Here is a 16,959-nt window from a genome sequence, read left to right as displayed (position 1 = left end):
ATGCCCATGAACGAAGAACATCGGAAAGCCGTATGAGGGAAAACCTCACGTACGGTTTGATGAGGAGGGGCTGGGTTTTGCCCAGCCTTTTACTCTAGAATGCTAAAAAATCCTGAAAGCATAAGCTGTTCAGGATTTTCCAATGCATCGTATAAGTAACGCTTATTACGCTTGTGCGGAAAGAGCGTTCAGTTTTTTAGCCAAGCGGGACTTTTTGCGAGCAGCTGCATTTTTATGAATCAGACCTTTAGTTACAGCCTTATCCAGCTTTTTGGAAGCAGCTTGAATCGCAGCTTTTGCAGTTTCAACTTCTGTGCTTACCAGAGCAGCATCGGCAGCTTTAACAGCTGTACGGAGTGCGGACTTTTGGGAAGCGTTGAGTGCACGGCGCTTGTCGCTAGTTTTTACGCGTTTAACAGCGGATTTGATGTTTGGCATTACATTCACCTCCTGTAAGGCATATCGCATGAATACAAACGTTTCACAACTTAAAATATTCTAGCATGCTAACATGTAAATTGCAACAAATATTCCTTTTTCGTTCCGTGACATTGCATAAAGCCCTTCTTTTTCCCACACAATATGTTCAAATGCGGTAAGGGAGGCAGGAATACATGACATTGGATTTGCGAAAGTACGCGGTTCGTACCGACCTTGCGATCGAATCGAGGGAGATGGTTCAACATGCCGAGCCAAACACGGGTATTCCCGGTTTGCAAGAAGACGTGGAGGAAAAGGACGGCATCACGATTACGCGGATCGATGTTCTGAACGAAGCGGCATCGCAGAAAATCGGGCGGGTCAAAGGGCATTACGTCACGCTTGAGGTACCGTCGCTGCGCAATGGCGACACCGAATTGCAGGAACGTGTGGCAGCGGCATTCACGCGTGAAATGGAGGATTTCTTGACCAAGGCCGGGATCAACAAAACGTCCAAGGTGTTGGTGGTAGGGCTCGGCAACCTGAACGTAACGCCCGATGCGCTCGGTCCGCTGGTGGTAGAGAACCTGATGGTGACCCGCCAATATTTCGAACTTATGCCGGATCAGGTTGCTCCCGGTTATCGCGAGGTTAGCGCAATCGCTCCCGGCGTACTGGGCACAACAGGCATCGAGTCGAGCGACATCGTACAGGGTATCGTGGAACGCACAAAGCCGGATGCCATCATCGCGATCGATTCGCTCGCTTCCCGTTCCCTTGAACGCGTCAACACAACGATTCAAGTGGCGGATATCGGCATTCACCCCGGTTCGGGCATCGGCAACAAACGGCGCGGGTTGACGCGTGAAATTTTGGGCGTGCCGTGTATTGCAATCGGCGTTCCCACGGTTTGTTATGCCTCCACCATCGTGAACAACGCCATCGAGATGATGCGCTCCCATTTTCGCCAGGAAACGGAGCAGACGAAACAAATCATGGGAATGCTTGACGAAATCAGCGAGAATGATCGCCTTAGCTTGGTAAAAGAGGTGCTGGAGCCCCTGGGCCATGATTTGATCGTGACGCCGAAGGAAATCGATGAATTTATCGAGGACATCGCGAACATTGTCGCGACGGGCTTGAATGCTGCGCTTCATGAAGCGGTAAAGGCCGAAAATGTAGCAGCATATACACATTAAGCTTAATTGGTCATATCAAAAATATGGAATTTCGCAAAGAGAGCATCCGAATCTATCGGGTCTCTCTTTTTTGGCGTTTCTTTTTTTAGCTGCGTGGAGGTTTTGGTCCGTTCGGCTTATCTCACAGAAATTCTGGGGGAAATCTTCTTCTTTTTGTTCTAGCAAACCGGACAGGCTCATAGAGTTGAAATATAAGAGTTGTCCAGCAGGGAAGGAGACAGAAGCGATGAACAAAATCATATCGTGGAATATCGGAAAATGGAAAAAAAGATGCCTGCATGTGCTGGCCATGGGTCGGACATTGCTGCTGCTGATGATCATTTCGGCGTTATTCTTCGTCATTCTTGGACTTGGGGGCATGGCCGAAAAACGATTGAATAATTCTCCGGTGGCTTCGATGAAAGGGTTCGCAAGTGCCGTTTCCAGTCATTTTTTTCTTGATATGTTAGGCATGGAGATGCCCCATTTAAAGGGGGATGACCAGCAGTCCGCGTTTTCAGGCGAAAATTTGACGAACTTTGTGTTTCAAATGTTGACGAACGTAAATCCGCAGGACCCTAAAAGCTTGATCGCCAGGGAAATGCCTGGCATGGGCGCCAATCAGCCTGTACTGCTGAGGCACGGATCGGGAAACGAACGTGCGGAGGCGCCTGAGGATTATCAACCCGATCCGGGCGTTACCGATTCGGCTTCGGCAGATGGCGAGGAACCCGATGCCGGTTTGCACGAGCCGCCGGAACAGGACAATACTTCTCCTTCACAGGAAGATCCGGGCAAGGGGGAGGCTGGGAACGACCCGCCTGTCAGCGATGGAGGGAAACATGATGGAGGCAAACAGGGAGGCCAAGCATCGAAACCGGAGAAAAAATCCATTCTCGTTTATCACTCTCACCCTCGGGAGGGCTACAATCCGTTGCTTGGCACCAAAAGCGACAATCCTTCTTCGGCGAAGCCGACGGGAAATGTTTTTCAAGTGGGAACCTATTTGGCTGACAGTCTGGAGAAGCTGGGCGTCGGCGTGGAGCATGCTAAGGATGACTACCCTTCTGTCGTAAAGGACTACAACTGGAATTATTCTTATAAATATTCACGGCAGACTGTAAAAGCTGCGCTGGCCCAAAACGATGACTTGACATATCTGATCGACATCCACCGGGACTCGCAGCGCCACAGCAAAACGACGACGACGATTGATGGAGTCGGTTATGCCAAGGTGTATTTCATCATCGGGCACGAAAATCCAAATTGGCGCAAGAACGAAGCCTTTGCGGCCAGAATCCATAAAAAACTGGAGGCGAAGTATCCCGGCGTTTCCCGCGGCGTATGGGGCAAGGATGGCGGCGGTGCCAATAACGGCGAATACAACCAGACGCTGTCTCCCCACAGCATCCTGATCGAGATCGGCGGGATCGACAATACGGCCAAAGAACTGGAGAGCACGTCCAAGGTGCTCGCGGACATGATCGCCGAGGTCTATTGGGAAGACCAACAGGTGGATAAAGCGAGTGCCGGAACCAAATCTAAAGGAAGTTGATGACGCAAGTCTTTAAAATAAGGGGGCGTAGGGTGTGTCCAGATTCGGAAAAAGGTTGCTGTCCATCGTTGTGCTTATGCTGATCGGCATTCTTCTCGGCATGCAGTTAGCCGGGGGAGGGTTGCAGATCAATACGACTCCATCGCAGAACACATCAACGGTCGCCGGCACAGAGCCGGCGGTACCGGCGACTCGACTGGAGCCTGAACAGCCCGCCCAGCCCGAACAACAGGAGGTGAGCGAGCGGCCGTTCGTGCCTGTCCAGACGCCAAGTCAGGTTCTGGGTGCAGAACAGGACAAAGCTACGGTGGACGTGCTCGCCGAGAAAACGGCGGGATTGCTGCAGAACTTGTCTCATAGCGGTATCAAGTGGGTCGTTTCCTTGTTCAGCGGTGTAGCCGAATAGAAACCCTTACCCTCATGGGACACTAGGAAGGAACCGGGGGAGCCTCCTAATCATCTCCTGAATGTCAAAGTTGAGGCAAAGCGGGATTGATGCTCCCTTCATCTACTGGTATAATGAAGCGATTGACACTAGGCTGTTTCTGGGGGTAAGGAATGACTGACATTCGGGAAAGACAACGTAAAATTCGCAACTTTTCAATTATTGCACATATAGATCACGGGAAATCGACATTGGCGGACCGGATCTTGGAGTACACGGGTGCTCTCACCTCGCGGGAAATGCAGGAGCAGGTGCTCGACCAGATGGATCTCGAACGTGAACGCGGAATTACGATTAAATTGCAGGCAGTCGCCCTGTCTTACAAGGCAGACGACGGCGAAGAATACCTGCTCAACTTGATCGATACACCGGGACACGTCGATTTCACGTATGAGGTTTCTCGAAGCCTTGCGGCATGCGAAGGCGCATTGCTCGTGGTGGACGCTGCTCAGGGGATTGAAGCGCAGACGCTGGCCAACGTGTACTTGGCCCTCGACAACAATCTGGAGATTTTGCCGGTGATCAACAAAATCGACCTTCCGAGCGCCGATCCCGACCGGGTGAAGCAGGAAGTCGAGGACGTGATCGGCCTTGATGCGAGCGAAGCCGTACTGGCCTCGGCCAAAGCGGGCATCGGCATCAAAGAGATTCTGGAACAGGTCGTGCAGAAGGTTCCCGCGCCGTCAGGCGATCCGGACGAGCCTTTGAAAGCATTGATTTTCGACTCTCACTATGATCCGTACAAAGGCGTTATCGTATATGTGCGCGTCATTGACGGCAAAATCAAATCCGGTTCCAAAATCAAAATGATGGCTACGGGCAAATCCTTTGAGGTCATCGAGGTTGGAGCCTTCAAACCACGCATGACGATCGTCGACGAGCTGAACGTGGGCGACGTTGGCTTCATCGTGGCAGGTATTCGCCATGTCGGCGATACACGCGTCGGTGACACGGTGACGGATGCCAAAAATCCTACGGCCGAACCGCTGCCGGGTTACCGCAAAATCAATCCGATGGTATACTGCGGTCTGTACCCGATCGAAACGTCGGATTACACCGATCTGCGCGAAGCGCTGGAAAAATTGCAGCTGAACGATGCTTCGCTCAGCTTCGAACCGGAAACTTCAAGCGCGCTTGGATTCGGGTTCCGTTGCGGATTCCTTGGATTGCTGCATATGGACGTTATTCAGGAGCGGATTGAACGGGAATTCAACATTCCTTTGATCACAACCGCGCCAAGCGTTATCTATCACGTGACACTAACGAATGGCGAAGTACTCAAAATCGATAACCCGTCCAACTATCCAGAGGTGGGAAGAATCGATTATGTCGAGGAGCCTTACGTGAAAGCATCCATTATTGTGCCCAACGATTATGTAGGTACAATTATGGAGCTGTGCCAAAACAAACGCGGCGAGTACATTAACATGGAATACCTTGACAGCAACCGCGTAACGATTACGTATGACATTCCGTTGTCCGAAATCGTATACGATTTCTTTGATCAATTGAAATCCAGCACCAAAGGATATGCATCCTTCGATTATGAGCTGTCCGGCTACCGCCAGTCCAACCTGGTCAAAATGGACATTCTGCTCAACGGAGAGCAAGTCGATGCATTGTCCTTCATCGTTCACCGCGATCGTGCATACAACCGCGGTCGCATTATCTGCGAGAAGCTGCGCGAGCTGATTCCGCGCCAGATGTTCGAGGTGCCGATCCAGGCATCGGTCGGAACGAAGGTCGTTGCCCGCGAAACGGTGAAGGCGATGCGCAAAAACGTGCTTGCCAAATGTTACGGCGGCGACATCTCGCGGAAACGGAAACTGCTTGAGAAGCAAAAGGAAGGTAAGAAGCGGATGAAGCAGGTGGGTAACGTGGAGGTGCCGCAGGAAGCGTTTATGGCGGTGCTGAAAATCGATGAGTAACACTCTAATTCGGGGTACAGCACGGATGTGTGTACCTGAATTAGATTAGTAACAATTCAATTTTGGGTACAACACGGCTGTGTGTATCCAAATTGAATTAAAGAATTCAGGGTACAACACGGCTGTGTGTATCCGTACGACCAACATTCAGTATGAATATGACTGAGCTGAAGGGGAAGCCGAAAGGCTTTCCTTTTTCAAATAGAGGAGGACTCGCCATGACCTTGGCAGCACATACACGGAACGCAGGCGCGCCTCAAGCGGTATACCTGCATATTCCGTTTTGCACCAACAAATGTTTTTACTGTGATTTCAATTCCTACGTCCTGAAGGACCAGCCCGTCATGGATTATTTGCATGCACTCGAGCGGGAGATGGAATATACCGTCAAAGCCACGCCGCCCGGAGAGATCAAAACGATCTTTGTAGGCGGGGGGACGCCAACCGTGCTCAAGCCGGACGAAATGGCCTTTTTCCTGAAGTCTGTCAAAACGTATTTCCCGAATTGGGCGGAGGACATCGAATTTTCCATGGAGGCCAACCCGGGAACAACGGATGCCGAGAAGCTGGCCGTCATGAAAGAAGGCGGCGTGAATCGCGTCAGCTTTGGCGTTCAAGCGTTCCAGAACGATTTGTTGACAGGCATCGGCCGGATTCACAACACGGATGACGTGTACCGCAGTCTCGAAAACGCGCGCGCCGCAGGGCTGCACAATCTGTCCATCGACCTGATGTTCGGTCTCCCGAACCAGACGGTGGAAATGCTGAACGAGAGCATTGACCGGGCGCTGGAGCTCCATTTGCCGCACTACTCGATCTACAGCCTGAAAGTGGAAGAGAATACGTTGTTCCACACGCTGTATCAAAAAAACCAGCTGCCGCTGCCGCATGAAGATGATGAATTGCAAATGTATCTGTTGTTGATGAAACGGATGAAGGAAGCCGGCTACGTGCAATACGAAATCAGCAACTTTGCGAAACCCGGCTTCGAAAGCCGGCATAACAAAACATACTGGCGCAACGAAGATTATTATGGCCTCGGAGCGGGGGCGCATGGTTACGTTGGCCGTCAGCGTCATATGAATATCAAAGGCATCAACCCCTATGTGGAGGCTGCCAAAACAGGCTTGCCCCGTCTGGATCATGCAGAGATCAGCCGCGAGGAAGCGATGGAGGATTTCCTGATGGTTGGGCTGAGAATGCTGGAAGGGGCGTCTGCATCACGTTTTCAAGAGCAATTCGGCATACCAATGGAAGAAGTGTTTGCCAAACAGTTAACCAAATTGCTGAATGCCGGGCTGCTTGAACGGACGGAAGACGGCTTCCGTCTGAGCGAGCAGGGAATTTTGTTCGGCAACGATGTTTTTGCCGAATTTATAGGCTCGATTTCTCTGAATTCGTAGTTGAAATTGTATACGCTCTGTTGTATATTTATTCATATTGATTTTACAGGGCGTGTAATTTTCGTCATTGACAACTACGGAGTTAGCTTTCATTCGGAAGGCTGCAATAGGAGGAGAGAGCAGGATGTCGGCAGTGTGCAGAAAGGCCGTACCGGAAGACGTTGAGCCATTATATCAAATGATAAAGGGATATGCCGAGCGCGGCATTATGCTGCCGCGCTCGCGCGAAGTGCTGCATAGACAACTGGAACATTTCGTCGTTGCCGAAGTGCATGGCGAGGTTGTTGGTTGTGGTTCCCTTTGCAAATTGGGCGAAGATTTGGTAGAGGTCAGGTCGCTTGGTATATCCGAAGGCCATAAAGGGATGGGGATCGGCTCCCTGCTGCTGGACAGACTGGTCGAAGAGGCTCGCAGACAACGCATTCCGAAAGTCATGGCATTGACGTACGAAGTGTCGTTTTTCGAGAAGAATGGGTTTGTTATCGTGGATAAAGAGATTTTTCCCGAAAAGGTGTGGACGGACTGCATTCATTGCAGCAAACAGGACTGCTGCGACGAGATTGCGGTAGTGAAAGAACTGGATTTCATGTCCGCATAAATAGAAAGATTATGTTTTTTAAGAACATTGCCTTACACAACAATGAAAAGAACCGCATGGCGGGAAACGGTGCATTCCGGATCTGTGCGGTTCTTTTTGTTGCAACGTCTTGCGGCGCTGCGTCGGTGATGATCGTAAATCAATAATGTGCGCAGCTTTCAGCTCTTGGCAAACGCTTATTGCCAAGGGAGACTTTATTAAGGGAATAGGACCTGGTGCAGTGAGTTTCTATGTATGGGGGGCGGGGCTTTCTTAGCACTGAGCGAATGGAACTGGATGAAGAGCTTGTATTAAGGAACGATGGCAGCACGCCTGTATAAACATGCATAAGAAATAAATGAGGCCATTTTTCATGAATTTCCGACGAGGATATGCCGATATTAAGGATGAACGCATTATTTCGAAATCCTTTGCAGCCGTCAGAGTTTGAAATGCATATCTTGTAAAGATCATGTTCGAGATGGTTATCTTTCGGCAATAATCGTCTACACTATATATAAGGGATGGACATATAAACCGACTTGACAATGCTAACGCCTGTTTGGTATTTTTGTAGTACCGCTTAGCACTCGTCTAACCGGAGTGCTAACGACATGGGACAGTACAGTCAGAAGGAGGGAATACTCACCATGTTAACCGAGCGTCAACGAATGATACTGAACGCCATAGTGGATGATTATATCCGCTCTGCTGAACCCGTAGGGTCCCGCAGCATTTCCAAAAGAGGCGACGTCGGATATAGTCCGGCGACCATCCGCAATGAGATGGCAGACCTTGAAGAAATGGGATTTTTGGAGCAGCCGCATACATCGGCAGGCCGCATTCCTTCACATAAAGGCTATCGATATTACGTCGATCATCTTGTGCCATGGAATCAGGTGAATCCGGGGGAACTGGATGATCTCAAATCGTTTTTCGCGGAAAAGCTGAACGCCATGGAACAGGTCATCCAGCATGCTTCGGTCATTTTGTCTCACATGACGAATTATACGTCGATCATGCTCGGTCCCGAGGTGTTCCATACTTCGCTGCGCCATTTTCAGCTGCTGCCGCTGACTGACAGCACGGCCGTAGCCATTATCGTGACAAACACCGGACAGGTAGAGAACAAAACCGTTCAGATCCCGCCTGAAATTTCGGTGTCCGAAATGGAGAAAGTGGTGAATCTGCTCAACAGCAAGCTGGTCGGCGTGCCGATCTACAAGTTGAAATCCCGACTGTATTCGGAGCTGGGGCAGGAATTGGAACGGCACATTTCAAGATACGAAGAAGTGATGCAGGTACTGAACAGTGCGTTCGACAACGAACATGACAATCGGTTGTTCCTTAGCGGAGCGACCAATATGCTGACTCAGCCTGAGTTCAAGGATGTCGAGAAAGTGAAGGATATTCTTGATCTGCTTGATGAAACGCCGACACTCATGAAGTTGATGATGCCAGTGCCGGGCGGATCGGGAATTCAGGTCCGGATCGGCACCGAAAACGATCATGAGGCATTCGCGAATTGCAGTTTGATTACGGCAAGTTATTCCTTGGACGGAGAAGCATTGGGTTCCATAGGCATATTAGGGCCGACGCGAATGGATTATGCACGCGTCATTCATATATTGCATGCATTATCTACGGATTTGACGGCTATGCTGACGCATCGGTTTAAATAAGGCTGATGCGGCAGCGATGGCTGCGTTCATTATTTTAAGGAGGTGAACATCTTGAAAGAGGAACAATCATTCGCAGCAGAAGAGCAGCAGGAACAAACAGCAACGGTTGAAGAAGAGCAGGAGCTCGTCAATGAAGCAGGCGCTGCTGAAGCGCAGGCAGACGAGATGGCAGAACAGGAGCAAGGTGAGCTTGCCCGTTTGAAAGCGGAAGCCGAAGAAAGCCAGACACGTTTGCTGCGTGCACAGGCTGATTTCGACAACTTCCGTCGCCGTACGCAAAAGGAGAAAGAGGAGCTGGGCAAATACGCTTCGATGAAGCTGGTTACGGAACTGATACCGGTTATCGATAACTTCGAGCGTGCCATGGCGACCGTGCCTGAAGGCCCGGAAACCGAATCTTTTGCCAAAGGCATTCAAATGATCTTCCGCCAGCTCGAAACCGTTCTGGGCAATGAAGGTCTGACTGCGATGGAAACGGTTGGACAACCGTTCAATCCCGAATTCCACCAAGCGATCATGCAGGTGGAGAGCGACGAGCACGAAGAAGGAATCGTTGTCGAGGAAGTCCAAAAAGGGTACATGTTGAAAGATAAGGTTCTTCGTCCGGCCATGGTCAAAGTCAGCTCATAATTCCAGAAGGAACCGAGCAGGCTGATGAAAGAGCAGGTACTCTGGCGAAGCTTCATATAGAATGACATAATACACATAGAGCAGCGGCACGAACCGGATTGTGCCATACAAATGGCAAGTCCATAACCAATGTTGAGGGAGGAAATTTTCCGATGAGCAAAGTAATCGGTATCGACTTAGGAACAACCAACTCTTGCGTAGCGGTAATGGAAGGCGGCGAAGCCGTCGTTATCCCTAACCCGGAAGGCGCGCGCACGACACCATCCGTTGTCGGCTTCAAAAAAGACGGGGAGCGCGTTGTCGGTGAAACGGCAAAACGCCAAGCGATCACCAACCCGGACCGCACGATCATTTCCATTAAACGTCATATGGGTACTTCCCACAAGGAAAACATTGACGGCAAAGACTACTCGCCGCAAGAAATTTCGGCAATCATCCTGCAAAAGCTGAAAGCTGATGCAGAAGCATATCTCGGCCAAAGCGTATCCCAAGCGGTAATTACCGTACCGGCTTACTTCAACGACAGCCAACGTCAAGCAACCAAAGACGCAGGTAAAATCGCCGGCCTTGAGGTGCTGCGGATCGTCAACGAGCCGACGGCTGCTGCATTGGCATACGGTTTGGAAAAAGCCGAAGATCAAACGATCCTCGTTTATGACCTTGGCGGCGGTACATTCGACGTATCCATCCTTGAACTGGGCGACGGATTCTTCGAAGTTAAAGCGACGAGCGGCGACAACCAACTGGGTGGCGACGACTTCGACCAAGTGATCATCGACTATCTCGTGAGCGAGTTCAAAAAAGATCAAGGTATTGACCTGAGCAAAGATAAAGCAGCCGTGCAACGTCTGAAAGACGCTGCGGAGAAAGCGAAAAAAGAGCTTTCCGGCGTATTGACTACAACCATTTCCCTGCCATTCATCACCGTGGCTGACGGCGTTCCTCAGCACTTGGAGCTCAACCTGTCCCGCGCGAAATTCGAAGAATTGTCCGCAGGTTTGGTAGAGCGCACGCTTGGACCGACTCGCCAAGCATTGAGCGATGCAGGCATGACAGCTAACGATATCGACAAAATCGTGCTCGTTGGTGGTTCCACGCGTATTCCTGCCGTTCAGGAAGCGATCAAAAAGCTGACAGGCAAAGAGCCGCACAAAGGCGTTAACCCGGATGAGGTTGTAGCGCTGGGTGCTGCCGTTCAAGCCGGCGTATTGACTGGCGACGTAAAAGACGTGGTATTGCTTGACGTGACTCCACTGTCCCTCGGTATCGAGACCGCAGGCGGCGTATTCACAAAAATGATCGAGCGCAACACAACGATCCCTACAAGCAAATCCCAAGTGTTCTCCACATATGCAGACAATCAGCCTAGTGTTGAGATTCACGTCCTGCAAGGTGAGCGCGAAATGGCTGCAGGCAACAAAACGCTGGGACGTTTCATGCTCGGAGACATTCCTCCAGCACCGCGCGGCGTACCGCAAATCGAAGTTACTTTTGACATCGATGCGAACGGGATCGTCAACGTGTCTGCAACAGACAAAGGAACGAACAAAACGCAAAAAATCACCATCACTTCTTCCAGCGGCCTGAGCGATGCCGAAGTGGAACAAATGATGAAGGATGCCGAGCTGCATGCCGAAGAGGACAGAAAACGCAAAGAGCTGGTTGAGGCGAAAAACAACGCGGATCAGCTGATCTACTCTGTGGACAAAACGATCAAAGATCTCGGCGAAAAAGCAGATGCAGGCGAAGTCGAAAAAGCAAATGCCGCGAAAGAAAAACTGCAGGGCGTGCTTGCTTCCGACAACCTGGAAGATATCAAAGCGGCTACCGAGGAATTGACCGAAATCGTGCAGCAACTGTCCGTAAAACTGTATGAGCAGGCCCAAGCTCAAGCTCAGGCAGAACAAGGCGGCGCGGAGCAAGCGGGTTCCGCTAAACGCGACAACGTCGTGGATGCCGATTACGAAGTTGTGGACGAAGACAAAAAATAACACCAATTCACGAATAAGGATTGGACATTGAAACATCGGTGACGTTCGGATCAAAGGGAAAGTCATAGCCGGGGCTCCCGTGCTTTGGCTTTCCTTTTGTCACGATGTACGGTATGGTGTATGACATGGGGGTGGAAGAGTGGCTGAAAAGCGTGATTATTATGAGGTGCTCGGCGTCAGCAAAAACGCAAACGACGACGAGATCAAAAAGGCGTATCGCAAGCTGGCGCGTCAGTATCACCCTGACGTAAACAAAGCGCCGGATGCGGAAGCTAAATTCAAGGAAGTCAAAGAAGCTTACGATGTCATCAGCGATAGTCAGAAGCGTGCCCAATATGACCAATTTGGCCATATCGACCCGAATCAAGGCGGATTTGGCGGAGCCGATTTCGGCGGCGGCGGTTTCGGTGACATCTTTGATATGTTCTTTGGCGGTGGCGGCAGACGCGATCCGAATGCGCCGCAGCGGGGGAACGACCTGCAATACACAATGACGATCGAATTCAAGGAAGCGGTGTTCGGCAAGGAAACCGACATTACCATTCCGCGCACCGAAAGCTGCGATACCTGTCATGGTTCCGGAGCGAAACCTGGAACAAGACCGGAAACGTGTTCCGTCTGCCACGGCAGCGGCCAGCAGGAAGTCGTGCAGAATACGCCGTTTGGGCGCATGGTCAACCGCCGTGCCTGCTCCAACTGCAGCGGTACCGGCCAAATCATCAAGGAAAAATGCTCGACATGCAGCGGCAGCGGCAAAGTCCGCAAGCAGCGCCAAATCCATGTGCGCATTCCGGCGGGTGTGGATGACGGTGCCCAGCTGCGCATGACAGGCGAAGGCGAAGGCGGGTTACGCGGGGGTCCTGCAGGGGACTTGTATATCGTCATTCGCGTGAAATCGCATGACTTCTTCGAGCGCGAAGGTGATGATATTTACTGCGAAGTTCCGCTTACTTTTGCCCAGGCAGCACTGGGAGACGAGATCGAAATCCCTACGCTCACGGAAAAAGTGAAGCTCAAAATACCCGCAGGTACACAAACGGGCACCTATTTCCGCTTGAAAGGAAAAGGGGTTCCGCGCCTTCGCGGCATGGGACAGGGCGACCAGCATGTGAAGGTGGTCGTCGTTACGCCTAGCAAGCTGAGCGAGGAACAGAAAGACCTGCTGCGCCAATTCGGCGCTTTGAGCGGAGAACAGACGCATGAGCATGAGCAATCGTTCTTCGACCGGGTGAAACGGGCGTTCCGCGGCGATTGAGCTGCATGAACGTTTCTGAATCGTCAACATATGATATACAACAGAAGGCATCGCGTCCCAATCGGCGCGGTGCTTTTTTTATGGCCAAAGTTCTGCATATTTACGGGAGGGTTGCGGAAGGATAGCAGACGAGACAAGTTTGACGTGGGGTATCCCTCGCGTAGAGATTTCAGGAAGCAGGTGAAACGGATGACCGAGAAAAACATTTTGGCGTATTTTCACAGCCCCGAACAAGCGGAAGGCGCGGCCAAAAAGCTGCAAGCGCTGCGCGTGGAAGATATGTCCATCGATCGCTTCAGTCGTTACGCCGGCGATGGACCCAGTGGGGCTTCATATACCCCTGGCGTCACTGGCAGTTTTTCATCCTGGGTGCCGGACACGATGGGGACCAATTCCTCATCCGGCATTCTGGCCGCGGCCGACCCATCGGCCAGCGGCATGAGCGATGGCGGTCAGGGCGGTCCGACGGGCAGGGATATCCTGCTTACTGTCGTTGTGGACGAAAATTTGCATCACCGTGCAATGTCCATTATTGAACAAGCGGGCGGAATGATTTGACGCACCAATCCTAATCCGTACATCAAGGAGGCATTTAAACCATGGCAAATCACAGACATTCCAGCGACGTTTTAACCAAGACCGAAAAAATGAAACAGCTCCAGTCGGCCAAAAATGAAGACGTGGAATTCAGTGCAGAGCTTGCCGACCATGACGATGTGGAGGCATTGCGCCGAAGCGAAGCGGCAGACCGCCGTCAGGGACGCGAGCTGAATGACTGAGGATCGTTCGGCGGTCACCGTTGAAGCGGTATTTGGCAGCTGGACGGCTGCCGAATCGGCCCGAAGGTCTTTGGAGCTGTTGAATCCCGGACAATGCCGGCTTGAGAGCCTGAGTGAAGGAACAGCGTTGTCGCAATCGATGGCAGCGGATCGCAACGGCAATGCGCCGACGGTTTGGTTTGGCGGATTCAGCGGTGAATTGAACGTGCTCTCCTTGATCAGCGATGAGCCGGAAATGCTCTCCGGAGGAGAAGTGTTCGATGCGCCTGCCGTTCCCGCAACTTCCGGGCAACGCCAAGGTGTACTGCTGTCCGTTTCCGTATCCGAGCCTTCACTCGCTCAAGCGGAAGAAATGATCATTCGCAACGGCGGAACGATACGTTGAACAGACGTATGAACCCGAGGCGAGAAAAGGTGTACAGGAAGAAGCGGGATATTTACACGCAGAGCGTGGGTATCCTGCTTTTTGCCGTTGTTTTCATACCTCTGCCTTTGTGCTTGGGACGGCATGTGTAGTACAATAGTTGGGATGTGTGAATATGAGGAGGATAAATCAAGTATGTTATGGCATGAATTGACGATACATACCACAGAGGAAGCTGTGGAGATGATTTCGAACTTTTTGCATGAGGCGGGCGCCGGCGGGGTTTCCATCGAAGAGTCCGGCACATTGAATAAAGAGCGTGACACCTCTTACGGCCAATGGTACGAACTGCCGCTTAACGACATTCCCGAAGGCCAGGCCGTGATCAAGGGATACTTCTCGGAAGGTACGGATATGGAAGCCTTGCAATCGGAAATCGCTCCAAGAATCGAACAGCTCTCCGAGTTTGACATCGAAGCAGGAGAGCTTCGATATGAGGTGCGCACGGTCGACGAAGATGACTGGGCGAATGCATGGAAGCAATACTTCAAGCCGGTGCGCGTTTCGGAACGTTTGACGATCAAGCCGACATGGGAAGAGTATACGCCGGAAAGTTCAGATGAAAAAATTATTGAACTCGATCCGGGCATGGCGTTTGGCACGGGCACGCACCCGACGACCTCACTTTGCCTGCGCACGCTGGAAACCGTCATTCAAGGCGGCGAGGAAGTGATTGACGTGGGTACAGGGTCCGGCATTCTCGCCATCGGTGCCGTTCGGCTCGGCGCGAAGCATGTGCTGGCCCTCGACCTCGATCCGGTAGCCGTATCGAGTGCAACCGAGAACGTGCGTCTGAACGGATTGGAGCAGCGCATTACCGTGAAAGAAAGCGATCTGTTGTCCGTGCTCGGCAGCAAGGATCCGGCTCTCGGAGTAGCCCTGCCGATCAAAGTGATCGTGGCCAACATTTTGGCGGAGATCATTTTGCTGTTCATTGATGATGTCTACAACGCTCTAGAAGCCGATGGTGTATATATTGCATCGGGCATCTGGAAAAACAAGGAGCAGGTCGTGCATGATGCACTTCTGGCGGCCGGTTTTGAAATTGAAGCGGTGCACCGCGACGAGGACTGGCTGGCGTATGTGGCCAGAAAGAGGTAACGCATGGACTTTCTGAATTCGTTTTTTCGTTATCCGCTCGATCAGCTGCCTTTTTTTCTGCTGACGATCATCATCGCGTTCACGGTGCATGAATTTGCCCACGCCTATTTCGCGAACAAATTCGGCGACCCCACGGCCAAACTGCTTGGCCGGGTGACGTTGAATCCGGTCGTGCACTTCGATTTTCTCGGCGTGCTTCTGCTGCTCATTGCAGGCTTCGGCTGGGCTCGTCCCGTGCCTGTCAATCGCGCCAACTTCGCCAAGCCGAGGTTGATGGGCGCCATTGTATCTCTTGCCGGACCGCTCAGCAACCTGCTGCTTGCGATCGTGGGCACGATCATATATGCGGTCCTGGTCGGTTCAGGAACGTTGGGTGGGATCGAAAACGAACGGTTATTGACGGCGGTGCAAATGTTCTTCGTTATGTTTAACCTAACGAACTTTTTCTTGTTCCTGTTTAACTTGATTCCCCTGCCGCCATTGGACGGGTATCGTATTTTGGAAGATGTACTGCCGCCTTCCGTAAGCAGCAAGCTGCGGGGCGTGGAGCAATGGTCCATTTTTATTTTCCTTTTGATTCTGGTCATTCCAGCACTTAGAAACGTCACGATCCAACCGCTCTATGAGCTGGCGCAAAACATGTACGTTGATCTGGCCAAATTGATCCTGTCCTTTTTCTAGAATGGGTACCACTGCACGTTTTTTGGATTGAAATACTGGTCAGAAGGACATAAAAGTTGTATGATCATCTGTGGCGATTGGGTTCATGCCTGCCGGCAGGCGGGATGAATGCCGATCATAACAGGAAAGAATGGTGGATGGACCCATGCAGCGATATTTCGTATCCACGGAACAATTTACCGAGCATTCTGTCGTGATTCAGGGTGACGATGCCCGCCATATCGGCAAAGTGATGCGAGGCAAGCCTGGAGATCAGGTGATCGTCAGTGACGGACAAGCAAGGGAAGCTCTGGTGGAAATTGAAAGCATAGAGGCCGGTCAGGTGACGGCACATATCGTGGAATCCCTGGCCATGGATCACGAGGCGCGTATACGCGTAACGGTGGCCCAAAGCTTGCCGAAGGGCGACAAGATGGAAACAGTCATTCAGAAATGCACCGAGATCGGGGCGGTGGCATTTGTCCCTTTCGAGTCAGAGCGCACGATCGTGCAGTACGACGGCAAAAAAGAGGGCAAACGTCTTGAACGGTGGCGCAAAATCGCCAAGGAAGCCGCCGAGCAGAGCCACCGCAACCGCATTCCATCCATCGAGCAGCCGCTTTCCTGGAAAGGGCTGCTGTCTTCTTTTGAGGGCTATGGTCTGGTATGCTATTGTTATGAGAAAGAAGACGGCTTGCAGCTAAGGGATGCAGTCAAGCCGTTTGTGGAGCAGCTTGCCCCTGAGGCGGCTGCGGACGTGTTGGTAGTCGTTGGGCCGGAAGGCGGCTTCTCCGAAAAGGAGGCGCTGGAGGCCGAGCAGGCGGGAGCCGTATCCGTTGGTCTGGGCAAACGCATTTTGCGTGCCGAGACCGCTGGCATGGCGGCGCTGACCTGCATTTTATATGAATCCGGAGAAATGGGAGGAATGTAA

Annotated in this window: 17 protein-coding genes; 16 read left to right on the top strand and 1 reads right to left on the bottom strand. The window is 51.7% G+C overall.

The annotated features are described in order from the left end of the window. Positions 1-165 precede the first annotated feature (165 nt). Complete coding sequence (gene rpsT, locus L6H98_RS16475) at positions 166-438, bottom strand: 30S ribosomal protein S20 (protein WP_236416732.1); 273 nt, start codon at positions 436-438, stop codon at positions 166-168. 176 nt (positions 439-614) lie between these two features. Between rpsT and gpr the strand changes: the two genes are divergently transcribed. From gpr to L6H98_RS16395, 16 genes are all read left to right on the top strand, one after another. Next, entirely contained in the window at positions 615-1,619 is a 1,005-nt protein-coding gene (gene gpr, locus L6H98_RS16470) for a GPR endopeptidase (RefSeq protein WP_236416731.1), read from the top strand. A gap of 226 nt (positions 1,620-1,845) precedes the next feature. Beyond that, on the top strand, positions 1,846-3,153 hold the full coding sequence (locus L6H98_RS16465; RefSeq protein ID WP_236416730.1) for a stage II sporulation protein P: 1,308 nt from the start codon (positions 1,846-1,848) through the stop codon (positions 3,151-3,153). A gap of 34 nt (positions 3,154-3,187) precedes the next feature. After that, complete coding sequence (locus L6H98_RS16460; RefSeq protein ID WP_236416729.1) at positions 3,188-3,559, top strand: hypothetical protein; 372 nt, start codon at positions 3,188-3,190, stop codon at positions 3,557-3,559. A gap of 152 nt (positions 3,560-3,711) precedes the next feature. After that, a complete protein-coding gene (gene lepA, locus L6H98_RS16455; RefSeq protein WP_236416727.1) occupies positions 3,712-5,526 on the top strand; it encodes a translation elongation factor 4 in 1,815 nt (604 codons plus the stop codon). Between the two features lie 218 nt (positions 5,527-5,744). Continuing rightward, the gene (hemW, locus tag L6H98_RS16450) at positions 5,745-6,929 is read left to right on the top strand and encodes a radical SAM family heme chaperone HemW (RefSeq protein WP_236416726.1); all 1,185 of its coding nucleotides are present in this window, start codon (positions 5,745-5,747) and stop codon (positions 6,927-6,929) included. 124 nt (positions 6,930-7,053) lie between these two features. Beyond that, a complete protein-coding gene (locus tag L6H98_RS16445) occupies positions 7,054-7,527 on the top strand; it encodes an N-acetyltransferase (protein WP_236416724.1) in 474 nt (157 codons plus the stop codon). Positions 7,528-8,156: 629 nt separating this feature from the next. Then, positions 8,157-9,188, top strand: coding sequence for a heat-inducible transcriptional repressor HrcA (gene hrcA / locus L6H98_RS16440; RefSeq protein ID WP_236416722.1), 1,032 nt, complete (start codon positions 8,157-8,159; stop codon positions 9,186-9,188). A gap of 51 nt (positions 9,189-9,239) precedes the next feature. Beyond that, positions 9,240-9,818, top strand: a complete 579-nt coding sequence (gene grpE, locus L6H98_RS16435) for a nucleotide exchange factor GrpE (protein ID WP_236416720.1) — start codon at positions 9,240-9,242, stop codon at positions 9,816-9,818. 152 nt (positions 9,819-9,970) lie between these two features. Continuing rightward, entirely contained in the window at positions 9,971-11,809 is a 1,839-nt protein-coding gene (gene dnaK / locus L6H98_RS16430; RefSeq protein ID WP_236416718.1) for a molecular chaperone DnaK, read from the top strand. Positions 11,810-11,948: 139 nt separating this feature from the next. Next, positions 11,949-13,064: a molecular chaperone DnaJ gene (dnaJ, locus tag L6H98_RS16425; RefSeq protein ID WP_236416716.1), complete on the top strand. Its 1,116-nt coding sequence runs from the start codon at positions 11,949-11,951 to the stop codon at positions 13,062-13,064. A gap of 189 nt (positions 13,065-13,253) precedes the next feature. After that, positions 13,254-13,622 carry a hypothetical protein gene (locus L6H98_RS16420; RefSeq protein WP_236416714.1) on the top strand — a complete coding sequence of 123 codons (369 nt, stop codon included), beginning with the start codon at positions 13,254-13,256 and terminating at the stop codon, positions 13,620-13,622. Positions 13,623-13,663: 41 nt separating this feature from the next. Then, positions 13,664-13,843, top strand: coding sequence for a YfhD family protein (locus L6H98_RS16415; protein WP_236416712.1), 180 nt, complete (start codon positions 13,664-13,666; stop codon positions 13,841-13,843). After that, on the top strand, positions 13,836-14,228 hold the full coding sequence (locus tag L6H98_RS16410; RefSeq protein WP_236416710.1) for a hypothetical protein: 393 nt from the start codon (positions 13,836-13,838) through the stop codon (positions 14,226-14,228). The genes L6H98_RS16415 and L6H98_RS16410 overlap by 8 nt, the downstream gene beginning before the upstream one ends. Before the next feature lie 174 nt (positions 14,229-14,402). Beyond that, positions 14,403-15,368 (top strand): 50S ribosomal protein L11 methyltransferase, encoded by a 966-nt coding sequence (gene prmA, locus L6H98_RS16405; RefSeq protein ID WP_236416709.1) that lies wholly within the window; start codon positions 14,403-14,405, stop codon positions 15,366-15,368. Positions 15,369-15,371: 3 nt separating this feature from the next. Next, positions 15,372-16,049, top strand: a complete 678-nt coding sequence (locus L6H98_RS16400) for a site-2 protease family protein (RefSeq protein ID WP_236416707.1) — start codon at positions 15,372-15,374, stop codon at positions 16,047-16,049. Between the two features lie 145 nt (positions 16,050-16,194). Then, positions 16,195-16,959 carry a 16S rRNA (uracil(1498)-N(3))-methyltransferase gene (locus L6H98_RS16395; protein WP_236416705.1) on the top strand — a complete coding sequence of 255 codons (765 nt, stop codon included), beginning with the start codon at positions 16,195-16,197 and terminating at the stop codon, positions 16,957-16,959.

Origin of the sequence: Paenibacillus sp. JJ-223, assembly GCF_927798175.1 — a bacterium.
Taxonomy (GTDB): domain Bacteria; phylum Bacillota; class Bacilli; order Paenibacillales; family Paenibacillaceae; genus Paenibacillus; species Paenibacillus hubeiensis.
Note: the sequence above shows the minus strand (reverse complement) of the source record. Positions and strands in the feature narration are given on the sequence as shown.